Annotated in this window: 17 protein-coding genes and 1 pseudogene; 5 read left to right on the top strand and 13 right to left on the bottom strand. The window is 46.6% G+C overall.

Annotated elements, in window-relative coordinates; genetic code table 11:
• Nucleotides 1-142: 142 nt before the first annotated feature.
• From OWN49_RS03275 to lacG, 7 genes are all read right to left on the bottom strand, one after another.
• Nucleotides 143-1,255: a glycoside hydrolase family 53 protein gene (locus tag OWN49_RS03275; RefSeq protein WP_063174247.1), complete on the bottom strand. Its 1,113-nt coding sequence runs from the start codon at nt 1,253-1,255 to the stop codon at nt 143-145.
• Between the two features lie 51 nt (nt 1,256-1,306).
• A complete protein-coding gene (gene galT, locus OWN49_RS03270) occupies nt 1,307-2,806 on the bottom strand; it encodes a UDP-glucose--hexose-1-phosphate uridylyltransferase (protein ID WP_176283266.1) in 1,500 nt (499 codons plus the stop codon).
• A 1-nt stretch (nt 2,807) separates the two neighbouring features.
• Nucleotides 2,808-3,800 (bottom strand): UDP-glucose 4-epimerase GalE, encoded by a 993-nt coding sequence (galE, locus tag OWN49_RS03265; protein ID WP_176283267.1) that lies wholly within the window; start codon nt 3,798-3,800, stop codon nt 2,808-2,810.
• Nucleotides 3,801-3,803: 3 nt separating this feature from the next.
• The gene (locus OWN49_RS03260; protein WP_176283268.1) at nt 3,804-4,973 is read right to left on the bottom strand and encodes a galactokinase; all 1,170 of its coding nucleotides are present in this window, start codon (nt 4,971-4,973) and stop codon (nt 3,804-3,806) included.
• Nucleotides 4,974-4,988: 15 nt separating this feature from the next.
• Nucleotides 4,989-6,686, bottom strand: coding sequence for a PTS lactose transporter subunit IIBC (locus tag OWN49_RS03255; protein ID WP_176283269.1), 1,698 nt, complete (start codon nt 6,684-6,686; stop codon nt 4,989-4,991).
• Between the two features lie 11 nt (nt 6,687-6,697).
• The gene (locus OWN49_RS03250; RefSeq protein WP_176283270.1) at nt 6,698-7,012 is read right to left on the bottom strand and encodes a PTS lactose/cellobiose transporter subunit IIA; all 315 of its coding nucleotides are present in this window, start codon (nt 7,010-7,012) and stop codon (nt 6,698-6,700) included.
• Nucleotides 7,013-7,074: 62 nt separating this feature from the next.
• A complete protein-coding gene (gene lacG / locus OWN49_RS03245; protein ID WP_057080073.1) occupies nt 7,075-8,475 on the bottom strand; it encodes a 6-phospho-beta-galactosidase in 1,401 nt (466 codons plus the stop codon).
• A 252-nt stretch (nt 8,476-8,727) separates the two neighbouring features.
• Between lacG and OWN49_RS03240 the strand changes: the two genes are divergently transcribed.
• Both OWN49_RS03240 and OWN49_RS03235 read left to right on the top strand, forming a co-directional pair.
• On the top strand, nt 8,728-9,489 hold the full coding sequence (locus tag OWN49_RS03240; protein ID WP_003154937.1) for a DeoR/GlpR family DNA-binding transcription regulator: 762 nt from the start codon (nt 8,728-8,730) through the stop codon (nt 9,487-9,489).
• Between the two features lie 17 nt (nt 9,490-9,506).
• Nucleotides 9,507-10,190: an HAD family hydrolase gene (locus tag OWN49_RS03235; protein ID WP_070081657.1), complete on the top strand. Its 684-nt coding sequence runs from the start codon at nt 9,507-9,509 to the stop codon at nt 10,188-10,190.
• A 189-nt stretch (nt 10,191-10,379) separates the two neighbouring features.
• Here the strand turns inward: OWN49_RS03235 and OWN49_RS03230 are convergent, their stop codons facing one another.
• Together OWN49_RS03230 and OWN49_RS03225 are read right to left on the bottom strand one after the other, a co-directional pair.
• Nucleotides 10,380-10,727, bottom strand: coding sequence for a DUF3147 family protein (locus tag OWN49_RS03230; RefSeq protein ID WP_015388376.1), 348 nt, complete (start codon nt 10,725-10,727; stop codon nt 10,380-10,382).
• A complete protein-coding gene (locus OWN49_RS03225) occupies nt 10,711-11,136 on the bottom strand; it encodes a MarR family winged helix-turn-helix transcriptional regulator (protein ID WP_077722083.1) in 426 nt (141 codons plus the stop codon). Before OWN49_RS03225 ends, OWN49_RS03230 begins: the two co-directional genes overlap by 17 nt.
• Before the next feature lie 362 nt (nt 11,137-11,498).
• On the opposite strand from OWN49_RS03225, the pseudogene OWN49_RS19490 reads away from it, so the two are divergent.
• Nucleotides 11,499-11,895: pseudogene (locus OWN49_RS19490) on the top strand (MgtC/SapB family protein); the annotation flags it as partial.
• 283 nt (nt 11,896-12,178) lie between these two features.
• On the opposite strand, the gene OWN49_RS19485 reads toward OWN49_RS19490, so the two are convergent.
• The 4 genes from OWN49_RS19485 to OWN49_RS03205 form a co-directional block, all read right to left on the bottom strand.
• Nucleotides 12,179-12,361 carry a hypothetical protein gene (locus OWN49_RS19485; RefSeq protein WP_071543315.1) on the bottom strand — a complete coding sequence of 61 codons (183 nt, stop codon included), beginning with the start codon at nt 12,359-12,361 and terminating at the stop codon, nt 12,179-12,181.
• A 113-nt stretch (nt 12,362-12,474) separates the two neighbouring features.
• A complete protein-coding gene (locus OWN49_RS03215; protein ID WP_012117340.1) occupies nt 12,475-12,648 on the bottom strand; it encodes a YjfB family protein in 174 nt (57 codons plus the stop codon).
• A gap of 43 nt (nt 12,649-12,691) precedes the next feature.
• On the bottom strand, nt 12,692-13,093 hold the full coding sequence (locus OWN49_RS03210; RefSeq protein ID WP_063636828.1) for a ribosomal maturation YjgA family protein: 402 nt from the start codon (nt 13,091-13,093) through the stop codon (nt 12,692-12,694).
• A gap of 99 nt (nt 13,094-13,192) precedes the next feature.
• Nucleotides 13,193-13,762 (bottom strand): YjgB family protein, encoded by a 570-nt coding sequence (locus OWN49_RS03205; RefSeq protein WP_077722084.1) that lies wholly within the window; start codon nt 13,760-13,762, stop codon nt 13,193-13,195.
• 122 nt (nt 13,763-13,884) lie between these two features.
• Here OWN49_RS03205 and fdhF point away from each other — a divergent pair, with 122 nt between their 5' ends.
• Together fdhF and OWN49_RS03195 are read left to right on the top strand one after the other, a co-directional pair.
• Nucleotides 13,885-16,842, top strand: coding sequence for a formate dehydrogenase subunit alpha (fdhF, locus tag OWN49_RS03200; protein ID WP_077722085.1), 2,958 nt, complete (start codon nt 13,885-13,887; stop codon nt 16,840-16,842).
• The gene (locus OWN49_RS03195) at nt 16,835-17,377 is read left to right on the top strand and encodes a DUF1641 domain-containing protein (protein WP_176283271.1); all 543 of its coding nucleotides are present in this window, start codon (nt 16,835-16,837) and stop codon (nt 17,375-17,377) included. Before fdhF ends, OWN49_RS03195 begins: the two co-directional genes overlap by 8 nt.
• Nucleotides 17,378-17,431 lie beyond the last annotated feature (54 nt).

Raw genomic sequence — 17,431 nt, 5'->3', positions numbered from 1 at the left:
AGAAGTATCCTATTTTTAACCGAAATGTGGTTTTTCGAGTATGTTTCTTTCCGTATTCGTTACTAGCTCTTCATAACAGGCTAACTCTGCAGCCTTACAAAAAAGCAGGCTGCGAAAAGAGCCTGCTTTAGAATTGCATCAATCATTTTCCTGTTGCGGCATCATAAAAAGCGTCAATTGCGGTTGTGTATTTCAAGACGTTTTTAGACACTTTGGCGGTTGCGCCTAATGGATACGCGTCTGACAGAACGCTGGAGTGAGCTTCGGGTTCCCAGTAAAATACGCCAGTTCCTTTGCCGTTCGGAACGGCTTTCACCAGTTTTATGGTGTCTTTTATGGTCCAGTAGGAATCTTTCGGATTATTTTCATCTCCGCCCAGTTCAACCACCATGACTTCCTTGTTGTAGCGTGAGGCGATATCATTCAAATTAGATGATAAATGGCCGGTGAGCTCCCAGTACGGCTTACCTTCCCAATAGGGATAGAACGAAACGCCGATGATGTCGGTTTTTCCTCCGTTTTTAAAGAATTGATCAAACCACCATCTGAATAGGCTGTTGTCCGTGCCGTGTGCCAAATGGCTGATGACCTTGGTGGCCGGGCTGACGGATTTCACGGCGTCATAGCCTTTGTTCAGTAAGCCGGTCAATTTGCTGAAATCGCTCGTGCTGCCGTCGGGCAGTAAAATTCCTGAATTCATTTCATTTCCTACTTGCACCCAATCAGGGGAGATGCCGTGATTTTTAAGTTCTTTCATGACATCGTACGTATGGTTATACACGGCTGCCTGCAGCTGGCTGTTTGAATAGCCGGTCCATTGGTTCGGCTTGATCTGGTGGCCGGGATCAGCGAACACGTCACTGTAATGGAAGTCAACCATTACTTTCATTCCTAACGCTTTTGCCCTTTTGGCCGCCGCAAGTACGCCCGCTTTGTCACTATAGCCGAGCATGGTCCATGTTGTGCCGTCTTTCAGCCAATAATAGCTGCTTGGCGGATTCACAAACACTCTCAGTCTCACGGCATTTATTCCGTGATCTTTAAGAATCTGCAAGGCATCTTTCTGTTTCCCGCCGTCATCCAGCCAGCGCACACCTTCATCCTCCATTTGTTTCAGCCATCCTATATCAGCGCCATAGGCAAACGGGGCATCCGCTTTTGCTTTAGGAGACTTCTCAAGAAATGTAAAAGCGGTGAAAATGAGAGAAAGACAGATTGCGTTTACAAATACACGTTTCAATCGGTTTTTGAACATCACAATACCTCCTGATAAAAAAGATTGTTGATTGATTTCACTCTGAATGTTTCAGCTGTCATTCTCCAATAACGTCGTGAAACGCTGAAACGCCTGAATTCCTTCGGGTGTCATTTTAAAAACGCCTGCATCGGTCAGCGCGCGTAAAAATACATTCGCGGTTTCTTTTTGTAAAACAGCGGCTGCATTTTCCGGTGTCACGTCTTTATCCGCTTTGATGTTTTCAGCCCACGGAAGATGAATGTCTTTGATGTCATGAGGTTCATTCAGTAAATACTTTTTCACTTCTGCCAGCTCATCTTTCAGGCGGGGAGGTAAAACGGCGAGCCCCATCACTTCAATCAGACCGATATTTTCTTTTTTGATGTGATGGACATCCTGATGCGGGTGAAAAATGCCATCCGGATAATCTTCGGAGGTGCGGTTGTTTCTGAGAGCGAGATCGATTTCAAAATCCGTTCCCCTGCGTCTGGCAATCGGGGTGACGGTATTATGGGGTTCATTTGTCTTCGCGATGATGCTGACGGTTTCGTCTGAATATTCCCGCCACTTTTCAAAAACATACGCAGCGGCATCTGTCAGCAAATCCGGATCTTTTGCGCGAAGGCGGATCACTGATACCGGCCACTTTACGGCTTCGGCCTGAACGTCTGGAAAATGACGCATATGAAAAGGGTAGAGGGAACCCGCTTTTGCCATCGGAAACTCATGGGCGCCGCCTTGATAATGATCGTGAGAAAGAATGGAACCTCCTACGATCGGCAAGTCTGCGTTTGATCCCGCGAAATAATGCGGGAAGATTTCCGTAATGGCCAGAAGCCTTCTGAAGCTGTCGCGGCTGATGTTCATCGGCTTGTGCACGCTTGAAAGAAAAATGGCATGCTCGCTGTAATACGCATAAGGAGAGTATTGAAACCCCCACTGTTCTCCCGCTAAGTCAAGCCTGATGATGCGGTGGTTTGAACGGGCGGGGTGATGCGGTGTTCCGGCATACCCCTCGTTTTCCATACAGAGCAGGCATGTCGGATACCGGTTTTCCGGACTGTTTTTTACCGCGGCGATGTCTTTAGGGTCTTTTTCCGGTTTTGATAGATTAATGGTGATGTCCAATTCTCCAAAAGGTGTTGGTGAGCGGTACACGATATTTTTTCGAATGGCCCGCGTCTTAATATAGTCGTTGTTTTGGCTCAGTCGGTAAAAATAATCTGTTGCTTTTTTCGGGCAATCTGATAACAATTCGCTGAAGGCGGCATTGATCAGAGAAGGGGCCGGTGTGATCACGTCCATGATCCTGCTTCCCAGCATGTCTCTTTCAGCCGGCGTATCGTTTATGATTGACCGTTTTACCGCGTCTTTCACCATTTCGTCCACATAGTGAAGCCTGTTTTGTTTCTTGATATGTTTCGGTTCTGCATAATCCGTCAGTCCGAGCAGATCGAGAAGTCTGTTTCTTGTGTAAATCACATCTGTTTCATTTATGTCGCCTAAGACAGTGCTTTCTTTCAGAAACCCTGCCACTGATTCAAAAACGTCAATGACCGCCGCCTCCATTTCATTTGTCCTTGTATCCGTTAGGATGATGCCGATGCCAATTCCATGCTGACGCAATGATTTCCGATATGTCCGTTTGTTTCGGATTCCAGCCGAGAATGTTCCGCGCTTTATCGCTGGAAGCGATGAGGGCGCTTGGATCACCGGGTCTTCTTGCGGCCGCTCTTACTTTTATGTCTCTTTCGGTCACTTGCCGGGCCGCTTCCGCCATTTCTGATACGGAAAACCCGCTGCTTGATCCTAAATTGAAAATGCCGCTGTCTCCGCCGTTTTGCAAATATTCCAGAGCGAGAATATGGGCATCGATTAAATCGGAAACATGAACATAATCGCGAATGCACGTGCCGTCTTTTGTATCATAGTCAGTGCCGAATATCAAAACCTCCTCGCGCTGACCGAGCGCGGTTTGTAAAAGGATAGGGATAAGGTGGGTTTCCGGATGATGATCTTCTCCGATGGAACCGTCCGTTTTCGCGCCGGCAACGTTAAAATACCGAAGCGAGACATATTTTATGCCGCAGGCGGTTTCACACCACTTCAGCATTTTTTCTGCCATGAGTTTTGATTCCCCGTATGCGCTTTCCGGCTTTTCCGGCATGTCTTCTGTGATGGGCGCTTTTTCAGGTTCGCCGTAAACAGCGGCGGATGAAGAAAACACAATGTGTTTCACCCCGAATTCCTGCATGACCTCCAGCGTAATTTGCGTACCGTACACATTATTATTGAAATATGAAAGAGGGTCTTTCATTGATTCGCCGACAAGGGATTGAGCGGCAAAATGAAGAACGCCTGTTACGTTCTCCTTCGCAAACACAGAGCGAAGAAACGGTTTGTCACGGATATCTCCATGGTAAAAAACGGCTTTTTCATGAACGGCTTTCCGGTGGCCTGTCTGGAGATTATCCACAGCTATCGTTTCAAATCCTTTGTTTACTAATTGATCAACCGCATGAGAACCGATATAGCCGGCTCCGCCGAGAACGAGAATCGCCATGATTTATTTTTCCCTCCATTCAGCCGCGCCATCGCTTATATCCGCGATGTAGAAAGAAGCTTCAAGACCTGTCCTGCTGCGGTAGTGAGATGAAACGGCCTGGATAAAGCCGGCGGTTTCTTCACTTTCCACAATGGCTATGGCGCAGCCGCCGAACCCCGCGCCCGTCATCCGCGCTCCGAGTGCTCCTTCTTTCCAGGCTGCTTCAGCCAGCGCGTCTAATTCGTCACCGGTCACTTCATAATCATCGCGTAACGAACGGTGGGACGCATTCATCAGCTCCCCGAACGTTTTCAAATCATTCGATTTGAGAGCTTCCGCGGCTGAGAGGGTCCGCTCGTTTTCATTGACCGCGTGCCGGGCTCTTTTACGCAAAGTTTCACGGGAGAGAAGGGGTTCGAGTTTGTTGAATTCTTCTCCCGTCAATTCCGCAAGTGATGCGATATTCCGATATTGCCGCAGTTCCGTGAGAGCCGCGTCGCATTCGCTGCGGCGTTCATTATACTTTGAAGCCGCCAGCTCCCGGCGCTTGTTCGTATTCATAATGACGATTTTATATCCGTTAAAAGCAGCCGGAATCATTTCGTGCTCAAGCTTATCGCAGTTTAATAGAATGGCCATGTTCTTTTTGCCTTTTTGCACTGCGAATTGATCCATAATCCCTGAATTCACGCCGATAAATTCATTTTCGACTCTTTTTCCGATAAGCGCCAGTTCAGTATCGGAAACATCCAGGCTGAATAACTTTCTTAAAATGGAACCGGTCAACATTTCAATGGAAGCAGAGGAGCTTAAACCGGCTCCGTTTGGAATCGTACCGTGAAAAAGAATATCCATTCCGCTGTCTATTTGGCCGCCGGCTTCAAGAAGATAATGGATCATCCCCTTCGGATAATTGGCCCAGCCGTCTTCTTTTTTGTATGCTGTGGCGGAAAGATCAAGGCAGACAATGCCGCTGTCAGGAAAGTTTTCTGAGTATAACCGGATCTGGTGATCTTCGCGTTTTGCGCATACGGCATATGTTCCGATCGTGATCGCGCAGGGAAGAACGTGACCGCCTATATAATCCGTATGTTCCCCGATCAGGTTGATCCGGCCGGGTGCGAAAAACAGTTCTCCGTTACTTCTCTTGAAAATGTCTTCGAATCTCGATTTCAAAAGTTTGGCATCCATGATAAACCTCCGATTCTATTTTGGGGTATGCTCCAGTATGAACTGAATGGCTTTTTGTGAATTTCTGGTGAGGCTGATATATTCCGCTCCTTTCGTTGCGATGAGTTTCACATGCAGGCGGTCCGCATCTTCTTTAATGTCATCATAATAAGAGCCGACTTGCGGAGCCAAAATGATCATATCGAAGTCTTTCATGATGTCGTAATGGGATCCGTAGGCGCCTGCTGAGGCGGTGATCGGCACGTTGTATTCTTCGGCTCCTTCTGTCAGTGCGTTCGCAAGCATGGCGCTCGTTCCCGCTCCGGCGCACAGCACTAACACATTGGTGCCGTGTTCCAAGGCGGATGAGGATTCCTGAAGATTTGTGCTGATGACGGAAGCCGCGTCTTCTGAGGCGCCGGCCATGGCGGGCTGTAATGTTTGCAGCGCGGTTTCAGGCTCGGTGTGTTGGGCTTCTTCCGCCGCTAATACTTTGTCATAAGCTTTACAGAATGGCAGGTATATCAGGAAATCGACAATGATTAATACAGCCGTCAGAACAAAAGCCGAGAGCCCCATGCCGGTTCCGAGAATCAAGCCGGCGGGCGCCGGGGTGGCCCACGGAAGAACATACATAAAACTGTTCATTCCGATGACATCCACGAAAAATTTAAACAGACAGACATTCACCATCGGCGTTACAACAAACGGAATGAAAAAATAAGGATTTAAAATGATCGGCGCAGCAAAGAGAAGAGGTTCGTTTACTGCGAAAGACACCGGAACTGCGGATGCTTTTCCGACTGCTTTCAATTGCTTGGATTTCGCGAAAAGAAGAAAGATAAACGGAACAACAAGGGTTGCGCCGGTCCCTCCCATTGTGCCCACGAAGTTCCCGAGTCCGACGGTCAGCACGTTGGACGCCTGCTCACCGGCATTATGAAGCTGAAGGTTCGCCTCCACATTTGCGTAAATAATAGCTGCGATGGCCGGCTCTACAATAGAAGGCCCGTGAACGCCGACAAACCAGAACAGCGCCATCATTCCCCAAATGACACAAATCCCGAGATAACCGTCTGCGGCGGTAAAAAACGGCGATAAGAGAGAGGAGAGAGCCTCCGCAAACGATACATTAAGCGTATTCCTGATCAATAAATCAACGCTCACCATGGCCAAAACGGAAAAAGCGAACGGAAAAACATCTTTAAATGTTTGTGAAATGGTACCCGGCACTTCTTTAGGCATTTTAATCGTAATATTTTTCAGCACGCAGAATCTGTAAACGTTCACCGTTATGAAAGCGGATACAAAAGCGGCTAAAAGACCTTTTGTGCCGAGATATTCCGTGGAGAATCCGCCGTCGATTTGAGTGACGCTTAAAATGAGAAACCCGACGACTGAAGCAAGCATCGCTGAAACGGGGTTGATCCCTTTGTTTTTCGGCATTTTTCGGTTTATTGATTCACTCAGGCACTTCGCACTTGTTGCCGCAACGATCAGGCCGAGGGTGCCCATTGAATAGTTATAAACTTTCCAAAGCCATTCAGAAACACTTTTAGGCCAAGTGAAACCCAACACTTCCGGCACAGCGGCGGTGAGGATGAAAATGCTGGCGAATAAAATAACCGGCATGGCAGTTAAGAAGCCGTCGCGGATCGCACCTAAATAAATGTTTCTTGAGATTTTTTCAAAAAACGGTTTTCCCTTTTCGAATTGCTTGATGATACCGTTCATTTTTCCACTCCTTATCGGCGGCTTCGGTAGAGTTCTATAAAATCCTGAATAAGATCACGGAGCAAAAGGGTTGTCATCAAGTGGTCCTGACCGTGAACGAAAATAAACCCTAAATCCATGTCCTTGCCGTCAGCTTCTTCAGCTAACATTTTCGTTTGCGCATTGTGGGCGAGGGTTAAATTTTCATCGGCGCTTTTCAATGCTGCTTCCGTGTTTTCGAAGTTTCCGCCACGGACTTCTTTCAGGACTTTCAATAAAGTGCTTCTGGCGTCGCCGGCATAGGCGACGATTTCAAAACCGAGCATCTGCAATTCTTCCTTTGTCATGAAAAAACCTCCTAAAGACGGCACACATGATGAAAAGAGACTCTTTTCACCATGTATGATCGTTAAATGATTGTTTTTGTTTCACTTACAAGTTTGTACCAGTAGGCCGATTCTTTCGGATACCGTTTTTGGGTGTCGAAGTCGACGTAAAAAAGACCGTAACGTTTGTTGTAGCCGTTGGTCCATGAAAATAAATCCATTAAGGACCATAAGAAGTACCCCTTTACATTGACTCCGTCGGTAATCGCTTTACTGACGGCTTCTAAATATACTTTTAAGTAGTCGATCCTTGCCTTATCCATAATGATGCCGTCTTCAAACTCATCTTTATAGCCCATGCCGTTTTCGGTAATGTAAATTTTGTTATATTGCGGATAGTCCCGTTTGATGCGCATCAGCATGTCATACATGCCTTCAGGGTAAATGAGCCAGTCCCAATCGGTCCGCTTCAGGCCTTCTTTGTAAATTCGTTCGCCGATTCCTTTTACTTTATAGACCGAAGTGCCCTTATCGCCCGTTCCGTTATGGTGAATAACGGTTTCTCCGTCGTACGCTTTGACGAAATGGCATTGATAATGATTGATGCCGAGATAATCATTGCGCGTCGAGGCTTTTTTCATCACGTCAAAGTCACTGTCTGAAAACTCGTATGAAGCGCCGTTTGCCTCACAGATTTCATCCAGAGCACGCATGGTTTCCTCAGAATAATAGCCGAGGTAGGTGGCATCGAGGAGGAATCTCACTGATAACGCGTCATCCAGAAAACAGGCGTGGCGGTCTTCTTCTGTGCCGCTGGCGGGATATTTTGTTTCCAATGAATGGACGACCCCGATTTCTCCCGGATAACCGCCGTCTTTAAAAAGATTGACGGTCATCGCATGCGCTACCATCATGTGATGGAGGCATTGAATGACTTTTGTGATATCACTTTTAATAGATGGCGGGAAAACCCCGAGTAAATACTGGTTGGTGGCTGTGGGATAAATTTCGTTAAACGTGCTCCAATATCTGATTTCGCTGAATTCTTTAAAGCAAAACTCCGCATAGCTGACGAACGCTTCTATTGCAGCGCGGTTGAGGAAATCTCCCTGATCAAATAATCCTTTCGGTGTATCGAAATGATGCAGCGTGACAAAAGGGGTGACGTTGCGTTTATGGCACTCTGAGAAAATACGATGATAGTAGTCAACACCTTCCTGATTGATTTTGCCCGTGCCGTCAGGGAAAATTCTCGTCCAGGCTATAGAAAGGCGGATGCCGTTTATTCCGAATTTTTCACATAGTTTAATATCTTCCGGAAACTGGCGGTAAAAATCACTTGCCGGATCAGGGCTGAATCTTCCCTGTTTTTCAAGAAATTCATCCCAGGCCACAGGCCCTTTGCCGCCTTCTTTTGTGGCGCCTTCCGCTTGATATGCCGCAGTCGCTCCGCCGAAAATAAAGTCATGAGGTAATTTGAGCATTACTGAATCCTCCTTCGCCAATGTGTGAATTGTAGTTTATTAATGTTTGTAATTGTTATCTTTTGTTTAATAGTAAACGCATACATTTTTGTTGTCAATAGCTTCATAAAGAAATAACATCTGTATTTATAGGGGTTATGTAAGTTTGTCGTTGTTTTTTATGTTGATTGTGTTGTTTATTAGTGTTTGTTTTTGTTGACCGGATTGCCGCAGTATGTTAGATTGTGTGTAAAGTTGAGGGGATGATTGAACATGTTAAAAAAAGAGCGGCTTTTAAAAATCATCGATATTGTAAACTCGCGGGGGTTTATTACGGTGAGTGATATTATCGATGAACTGGAAGTTTCTGATATGACAGTGAGAAGAGATCTGGACGAGCTGGATAAGGCCGGAAAAATCGTACGTATTCACGGAGGCGCACAGAGCATATCTTATTCCATTGATCACGAATTATCGCATAATGAAAAACTGGGTGTTCAAATGGAGGAGAAGGGGAAGATCGCGGAACTCGCAGCTTCCTATGTAAATGACGGCGATACCGTTTTTTTAGGGCCCGGCACGACGATTGAACTTTTAGCGAAACACCTGCTGCATAAGCGAATCAGGATTATCACAAACAACTATCCCGTATTTGATATTTTGAAACATGGCGACACTGCGGATACCATCCTGATTGGCGGCGACTTCCGAAAAAATACCGGTGCCTTCGTCGGCCCCATCGTGAACGGCAATCTGCAGAAATTCAATTTTACGAAGGCTTTCATCAGCGCCAACGGCATACATAATGATGAGATTTCTTCTTACAGCATTGAAGAAGGGGAAGCTCACCAAATCGCGCTGAATAATTCGCGGACGAAATTTTTGCTGGCGGATAATAAAAAATTCAACCGGGAAGATTTTTACGTGTTCTATAACTTGCACGATATGGACTATCTGATTACGGATGATAAAGTCATGAAAGATGTTCAAATTCATTACGAGCAATATGTAGATGTCAAAATCGCAAAAAAATAAAAAAGGCGGGCGGTTCGATGAAAGGGGTTATTTTTGATTTCAACGGCACGATGTTTCAAGATTCGCATCTGCACGAAAAAGCATGGTTTTTCATGGTGAAAAAATACGCACCGAAAACCATTTCTGATGAAGACATTTTCGTTAACATTCACGGGAGAACAAACAGTGAAATCCTGACGTATTTTATTTCCGGCGATTTAACAAATGAAGAAATCAAGAAGCTGTCTTTTGAAAAAGAAGCCTACTACAGAGAATTATGCCTTGAAAACAAAGACGAGTTAAAGCTGACGAAGGGACTGACCGGCGTATTGAACCATCTGAAAAAATCGGAAACACCGATGACCATCGCCACGGCTACGGTAAAGGAAAATGTCGAGTTTTACTTTGACGTCTTTCATTTGGATCAGTGGTTTGATTTTGACAAAGTCACGTTTGATGACGGGAGCTTCCCCGGAAAACCGGCGCCGGATATTTTTCTCATCGCATCGGAAAAATTAGGCCTCAAACCTGAAGAATGCTTAGTCATTGAAGATGCCTTTTCAGGGCTCACAGCGGCAAAAAAAGCAGGTGCGGGCAAGATTATGGCCATTGACCCGCTCGGAAAAAACCGCGCGCTATTTGAAGAAAAACAGCTGGCGGGTGACGGGATACTGACAGATTTCACCTCGTTTTTTGAGGTGATTGCCGGACATTCTGTTTGAGAGATCAGCCGGTTTTCATGCGGGTATGGCTGTACAGGCTGCAGACTCCGTTCGCAACACGGGATGTTTTTGTGTTTGGCGCTTCTCGTGAAGAAAGGAGTTTCGCTTTTTATTCGGAGTCACTTTTAAGACAGGGATATCCCTGTCTTTTTAATTCCTCGTATTTCTTCCAAAGAAGCGCCAAGGTGCCTATTGCTGACTGTTTATATGTTTCACGATAAAATCCTGAGCATACAAGAAAACCAGCCATCCTGTAAGTCCAAGCCCTGATGCGGCAATGAAAGACAGTGAATGGCGAAGGGCGATGCCGATAATGACCAGCATAATGACTGTAGAGGGGATGCCGGAAGCCACGCTGAATGCAAAATGACTTAATGTCTCCTTCGTTTCGCCTTGGATGTACAGCCAAATCATGCTCAGCATACTGACAATTGGTAAAGCCGCTATAATACCTCCATAACTCGGGCTTCTTCTTGATATTTCAGTGATAACCCCAATAATAGCAGCGGAGACAATGATTTTAACGATCGTAAACATCTTCAGCACGCTCCTTCATCAAACAGAATGCTTTTAAGACAAGTGTTCGTTCTTCATTATTCATGTTGTCAAAAAGAAGCTGTTTAAGCTTTTCTTCATCAAGACCGGAATGCCGGTAAAGGACATCCGCCCCCAAACTGGTAAGTTTTAAAATGACTTTCCTCTCATCTTCAACACTTCTGGTTTTATAAACATACTTTTTCTTCAGTAACCGCTTTATATGTTCCGAAGCGGTATTATGCGATACTTGAATCGCTCCGGCAATGTCTTTTATTCCGACTGCCTTCTCTTTTTGAATGACTTGCAGAATCCGTACACCTTGGTGAGTGATTTTTTCATGGTGCTGATAACGGAGCCGATAGTAAATATCTGTCCAGAGGTCATTTAATCGTATAATTTCGTTAGACATCATAAGCCACCTTTTATCGTTTATTAAGATTATATCTTATATTACGATATATTTTCGCGGATTGAAAGCAATTTTTGAGCATGAGGGAGCGGCATTCGTTCTGTTTTTAGAAGATTGGAAGAGACAAGCGGCCGCAGCTTCAACGAATAAACTTATTTAATATACTCTCAATAAGTCATTTTCCTTATTTTAAGAAACGGCAGCTTAATACCTTCCGCATATAAATAAGAGCACTGACAATATGATAAAGAACCAAAGTATATATTCAAATGCAGTTTTTTTCAGCAGGGCAGTCCTGTGCTGATTGAAAAAGATACGGGGGATAAAAAGCGGGTAAGAAGATAAGGAAAGGAGAGAGACGGATGGAACTTGATTTTGTGATTCGTCTGGCGGTTGCGGGTCTGCTTGGGGCTCTTATTGGATTGGAGAGAGAATTCAGGGCGAAGGAAGCCGGTTTGAGGACGCATTTTTTAGTGGCCGTCGGCAGCGCCTTGATGATGATCGTTTCCAAATACGGCTTTTTTGATTTGTTATCCAACAGCCATACGTCCTTTGATCCGAGCCGGGTGGCGGCGCAGGTCGTCAGCGGTGTCGGATTTTTAGGAGCCGGCACGATTATTTTGCAGCGGCATGTCGTGCGGGGGCTTACGACGGCAGCGGGGATTTGGGCTACGTCGGGGATCGGGCTAACGATCGGGGCAGGTATGTATGTCATCGGCATCAGCGGCACGATTTTGGCGTTAATCGGGCTTGAACTGTTAAATTTTCTGTTTAAACCGGCGGCGCATTCTTTGTCTGTCAGTTTCAGGATTGAAGAGAAAGCCGTCATGCATGATATTTTAACTTCTCTTGAGGAAAAAGGAATTCTGATTACGTCCTATGAATTGAATAAGGCGGTGCTTGAAGTGAAGGGAAGGGTGAAAAGCAAAAGCGGGAAAGCAGCGGTAATGGAGAAAGTTCAAGCCCTCCCGTATATCCTGTCGGTCAAAGTTGAATAGCAGACAGGGGAAGCCTCCTGTCTGCAGTCATTTCTTTTCAAACATTAATACCAAGGATAGAACGGGATATACGGCCGCGGATAGTATGGGTATGGTCTGGGGTAATAATAAGGCGGCCGCGGATAGTATGGATATGGTCTGGGGTAATAATAAGGCGGCCGCGGATAATGATATGGCACCCGTTCGTGGCTCTCGGCTGTGTATTCATGATCGAAAGGATCGTACAAGAGGAAAACCTCCTTTTCAAATGTTGGTTCCGTTTACCTTATTCCTGTATGCCCGGTACGGTGTATGTACAATGGGCAAAAAAAAGACGCCGGTTATCATCCGGCATCTTTTTTTACACTTTCACATCAATTGAATGGCCGGCAGTCGGGTGCTGGGACGGCAGCATTTTCACTGTTTCTTCCGCCGCAGCCTGTGCATGCTGCATGACCGTTTTTGTTAAAGCGATATTTACATTCTGCGCCAGAGATGCCTGATGCATTGCGATTGATAACGCAGGGATATCCATAGCTTCCACCTCCTTATCCCTTCATATCGGCGGCGTGCTCCGATTATGAAGAGGGCTGGCGGTTTCTTTTTACGGCCCATTCTAAAAGTGCGGCAGCGCAAACCCCGAGGGTATAGGCGAAAATGTCACTCCAGACAAATTGCCAGCCGAGGATCAGCCCGCCGAGCGTGCTGCTTCTGATCGCGTCAATCCACGGCGCGTGATACAGCTGGCTGCATTCAATCAGAAAGCAAAACGAGAGGCTCAAAATTGCGGCTGTTTCCGTCCGGATGTGCCGAAACAAAAGCCCGAATCCTGTAAAAATCATGGCCGCCCACAGGGCATCTCCTAAATAAGCGTTTATAATGCCGGGCAATAGGGCGGTGATGTATGCGGTTCTGGACAGCAAACCGAGGGCGATGATAAAAACGGTACATATTCCGTATGTCAATGGATGTCTATTCACTTCACACTGTTCCCCTTTTTTTGTACTCCCATGTATTGTAAGGAACAACGGAGAAGCTGTCTATGAAAAAAAACGGCCCGGGAGGCCGCTTTTTTTGCGTTATCTGGCTTTTAGGTTGACATGATCTGCTTTTTGATCACTGCCGATGACGAAGCGGAGCTCATACTGCCCCGTATGGTAGACGTAATCTGTTTCACCCGTTTTTGGCACTGTCAGGATTTTGTCAGCGCTGCCGATTTGTTTGCTTAAGACGTCAGGTGTGACGCTGCCGAGGTTTAAGCGCCGCTCGACCCCCGTTCCAAAATAGCGTATTTCCGAGATTTTTCCGTTTTTATGATAGGAAAATCCATAACCGGGGTTTCCCATGTTCCAGCTGTATAAATCAAATGGATTGCGGCTGTCTGCTTTTTGTTCCGGCTCGCCGATTTTATTGTAAACGTCCTGTCTTGTGCTTTGGTTGATTTCCAGGCCTTTCACATTTTGCGGCATTTCCCCTTTAAATGCCGATTGGTAAAGGCTGTTCACCAGTTCTTGTGCACGCTGGTTTTCCGTTTTTGAAGCGGCTGCGGCATGGACGGGCTGTGTATCCGAAAATGCTTCTGCTCCGAAAGCGCATCCCGTGAGCATCACTGCCGATAATCCCGTGACGAGTGTTTTTTTCTTCAACATGTGAACGCCTCCTTTTTACCGCTCATACCCGTATGTTTCCTGAGATAAACCAGATGTTTTAGTGAAAGGCCGGTTGGGAATCATAGAGGATGTATAGAGGGGTACAGAAAGGGGAAAAGAAAATGGCTGATACAAAGAAAGTTACAATCAATGGGGTTGAAATGGAAGCGCCGGACGGTCAAACCGTTTTGCAGCTTTTGAACAATAGTTCAATTGACGTGCCGCACGTGTGTTATCACCCGAGTCTCGGGCCGATTGAAACGTGCGATACCTGTATCGTCAATGTTAACGGGGAACTGGTGCGTTCGTGTTCCGCGCAAATAAAGGACGGAGATGTCATCGATACGCTTTCGTCCGATGTAAAAAAAGCGCAGGTTATCAGCATGGACAACATTTTGCACAACCATGAATTGTACTGTACGGTCTGTGATTACAACAATGGGAGCTGCGAAGTACATAATACCGTAAAGGAAATGAAAATCAATCATCAAAGCATTCCGTTCGATCAAAAACCGTATCCTAAAGATGAATCAAATCCGTTTTACCGATATGATCCCGATCAGTGCATTTTGTGCGGACGCTGCGTCGAAGCCTGTCAGGACGTACAGGTAACCGAAACGTTAAGCATTGATTGGGAGCGGAAACGCCCGCGGGTCATTTGGGATCAGGATGTGCCGATCAATGAATCATCATGTGTTTCCTGCGGACATTGTTCGACGGTATGTCCGTGCAATGCCATGATGGAAAAAGGCATGGAAGGCGAAGCTGGGTATTTAACAGGCATTAACCAAGAGACGCTTCGGCCGATGATTGACATCACAAAAGGCGTCGAAACCGGATACGGATCAATTTTAGCCATATCGGATATGGAATCGGCCATGCGGGATGAAAGAATCAAGAAAACGAAAACCGTATGCACATACTGCGGTGTCGGCTGCAGTTTTGATATATGGACGAAAGGAAGAGACATTTTAAAGGTCGAGCCTCAGGCTGAGGCGCCCGCAAATGGAATTTCGACGTGTGTGAAAGGGAAATTCGGCTGGGATTTCGTCAATAGTGAAAAGCGCCTTACCAAACCGCTTATCCGGGAAGGAGACTCGTTTCGGGAGGCGGAATGGGATGAAGCGCTGCAGCTGATCGCTGATAAATTTACCGATATAAAAGAACATTTCGGCCCGGACGCGCTTGCTTTTATCACATCTTCCAAGTGCACGAATGAAGAATCATACGTGATGCAGAAGCTTGCAAGAGCCGTTATCGGAACAAATAATGTCGACAACTGCTCACGCTACTGCCAGTCTCCCGCCACGGCCGGATTGTTCAGAACGGTCGGATACGGCGGCGATTCAGGATCAATTACAGATATAGAAAAAGCTGAGCTTGTGCTGATTATCGGTTCAAATACATCTGAGTCTCACCCCGTCCTGTCCACACGCATTAAACGTTCTCATAAGCTGCACGGGCAGAAGCTCGTCGTTGCTGACTTGCGAAAACATGAAATGGCCGAGCGCTCCGACGTGTTTTTCCAGCCGCGTGCCGGATCAGATATTGTCTGGCTGAATGCCGTATCGAAATATCTGCTTGATCACGATTTGGCGGATACTGCATTTCTGAAGGAGAGAGTGAACGGATTAGATGAATTCGTGAAAAGCCTTGAACCTTATACGATGGAATATGCGGAAAAACATACCGGTGTGGACAAGGATACCTTAATTAAAGTGGCCCGGATGATTCATGAAGCCAAAAGTGTATGCGCACTGTGGGCGATGGGGGTCACCCAGCATATCGGAGGAAGTGATACGAGCACGGCCATTTCCAACATGCTTCTTGTGACCGGAAATTACGGAAAGCCCGGCGCAGGCTCATATCCGCTTCGGGGCCATAATAACGTGCAGGGAGCCAGTGATTTCGGCAGTATGCCTGACAGCTTCCCCGGCTATGAAAAAGTAACGGATGAAAAAGCCCGCAAAAAGTATGAACAGGGCTGGGGAACAGACCTGCCGAAAGAAATCGGAATGACAAATCATGAAATGATCGAGGGCATCCACTCGGGAAAACTGAAGTGTATGTATGTAAAAGGGGAAGAAATGGGGCTTGTCGACTCCAATATCAACCATGTTCATGCCGCCTTTGAAAAGCTTGATTTCTTCGTTGTGCAGGATATTTTTCTCTCGCGGACGGCCGAGTTCGCCGATGTGGTGCTCCCGGCAAGCCCGAGCCTTGAAAAAGAAGGAACGTTTACGAATACGGAACGGAGGGTGCAGCGCCTTTACGAAGTGTTTGAACCGCTGGGCGATTCAAAGCCTGATTGGCAGATCATTACGGACATCGCCAACCGGCTGGGCGCTGATTGGCGCTATGAACATCCGGCAGACATTATGGAAGAAGCGGCAATGCTTTCGCCGCTCTACGCAGGCGTCACTTACGAACGTCTCGAAGGCTACAATTCACTGCAATGGCCGGTTGCAGCGGACGGAACCGATTCACCGCTTTTATTTACGGACAAGTTCCCGTTTTCAGACGGCAAAGCGATTCTATATCCCGTTCAGTGGACCGAGCCGAAAGAATTTGGTGAAGAATATGATATCCATGTGAATAACGGGCGGCTGCTCGAGCATTTTCACGAAGGGAATCTGACTTACCGATCAAAAGGAATATCCGAAAAAACACCGAGTGTGTTCCTTGAGGTCTCTCCCGAACTCGCCGAAGAAAGAGGGCTGGAAGACGGAACGCTTGTCCGTCTGACATCACCGTACGGAAATGTGAAAGTCAAATGCGTCATCACAGACAGGGTAAAAGGCAAACAAGTCTATCTCCCGATGAACGATTCAAAAGACGCCGCCATTAACCTTTTGACAAGCAGCTATGCGGATAAGGATACCGATACACCGGCTTATAAAGAAACATCAGCGAAGATGGAGATTTTGAAAAAAGAAGGCGTTAATCCGCTTCCGAAAATCAATTTCCGTTACGGAAACCCGCAGCCGCAGATCGGTGTCCGGGTTGATCGGAAATGGGCGCGTCAAGATTATGTATTTCCGGGAGACGCCGTAAAAAGGGGGAAACAGCAAAATGGCTAAAGCAATCAGCGGCATCCGAAAACAGATCGTCACAGAAGAAGACAAACGAAAAAAGGACTTAGAAGAGATCGAGACGGCTCTTTTACGAAATAAAGACGCGATTTTGGAATCTTTGCACATTCTTCAGCACATGAACGAGCGCGGCGTTTTGGCGCTTCTGCGCGGGCTCTTCGGCCAAGGAGACAAAGTGATGGATATTCTGGTGAAGAAGGCGAATACGCCGGAAACGGCCAATATGCTGAAAAATCTCCTGCTGTTAAGCGGCGTTCTCGGCATGCTCGATGTAAAACAGCTTGAGCCGTTTATCGTTAAAATCAATGCGGGCGTCACAAAGGCCGTCGAAGAAAAAGACAGCGGCAGGAAGACGGGGTATTTTGATATCGTCCGCGCTTTAAAAGACCCGGAAATCAACAAGGCCGTCACTCTGCTGTTTTCTTTTCTGAAAGGCATGGGCGCTGATACGGACGATATGGAAAGAAATACGCAGCCTCCTGAAGACCAAAAGCAGCACCAGAAACCGCAGACGAATGAGTGAGCATTTCTCCCGAGCCTGGCCGAAGGCTCGGGTTTTTTGTGCACTTCTGCTGTT

Source organism: Bacillus sp. NEAU-242-2 (assembly GCF_027853835.1).
In the GTDB taxonomy this organism is placed as follows: domain Bacteria; phylum Bacillota; class Bacilli; order Bacillales; family Bacillaceae; genus Bacillus; species Bacillus velezensis.
Note: the sequence above shows the minus strand (reverse complement) of the source record. Positions and strands in the feature narration are given on the sequence as shown.

Excerpts from the sequence above, each read along its gene's own strand:
- OWN49_RS03250 (WP_176283270.1), bottom strand. The coding sequence starts at position 7,012 with ATGACAAAGGAAGAATTGCAGATGCTCGGTTTTGAAATCGTCGCCTAT.
- OWN49_RS03260 (WP_176283268.1), bottom strand. The coding sequence starts at position 4,973 with ATGGATGCCAAACTTTTGAAATCGAGATTCGAAGACATTTTCAAGAGA.
- OWN49_RS03240 (WP_003154937.1), top strand. The coding sequence starts at position 8,728 with ATGTTAAAAAAAGAGCGGCTTTTAAAAATCATCGATATTGTAAACTCG.
- OWN49_RS03275 (WP_063174247.1), bottom strand. The coding sequence starts at position 1,255 with ATGTTCAAAAACCGATTGAAACGTGTATTTGTAAACGCAATCTGTCTT.
- galE (WP_176283267.1), bottom strand. The coding sequence starts at position 3,800 with ATGGCGATTCTCGTTCTCGGCGGAGCCGGCTATATCGGTTCTCATGCG.
- OWN49_RS03230 (WP_015388376.1), bottom strand. The coding sequence starts at position 10,727 with ATGTTTACGATCGTTAAAATCATTGTCTCCGCTGCTATTATTGGGGTT.
- OWN49_RS03195 (WP_176283271.1), top strand. The coding sequence starts at position 16,835 with ATGGCTAAAGCAATCAGCGGCATCCGAAAACAGATCGTCACAGAAGAA.
- fdhF (WP_077722085.1), top strand. The coding sequence starts at position 13,885 with ATGGCTGATACAAAGAAAGTTACAATCAATGGGGTTGAAATGGAAGCG.
- OWN49_RS03215 (WP_012117340.1), bottom strand. The coding sequence starts at position 12,648 with ATGGATATCCCTGCGTTATCAATCGCAATGCATCAGGCATCTCTGGCG.
- OWN49_RS03235 (WP_070081657.1), top strand. The coding sequence starts at position 9,507 with ATGAAAGGGGTTATTTTTGATTTCAACGGCACGATGTTTCAAGATTCG.
- galT (WP_176283266.1), bottom strand. The coding sequence starts at position 2,806 with ATGGAGGCGGCGGTCATTGACGTTTTTGAATCAGTGGCAGGGTTTCTG.
- OWN49_RS03205 (WP_077722084.1), bottom strand. The coding sequence starts at position 13,762 with ATGTTGAAGAAAAAAACACTCGTCACGGGATTATCGGCAGTGATGCTC.
- OWN49_RS03255 (WP_176283269.1), bottom strand. The coding sequence starts at position 6,686 with ATGAACGGTATCATCAAGCAATTCGAAAAGGGAAAACCGTTTTTTGAA.
- lacG (WP_057080073.1), bottom strand. The coding sequence starts at position 8,475 with ATGCTCAAATTACCTCATGACTTTATTTTCGGCGGAGCGACTGCGGCA.
- OWN49_RS03225 (WP_077722083.1), bottom strand. The coding sequence starts at position 11,136 with ATGTCTAACGAAATTATACGATTAAATGACCTCTGGACAGATATTTAC.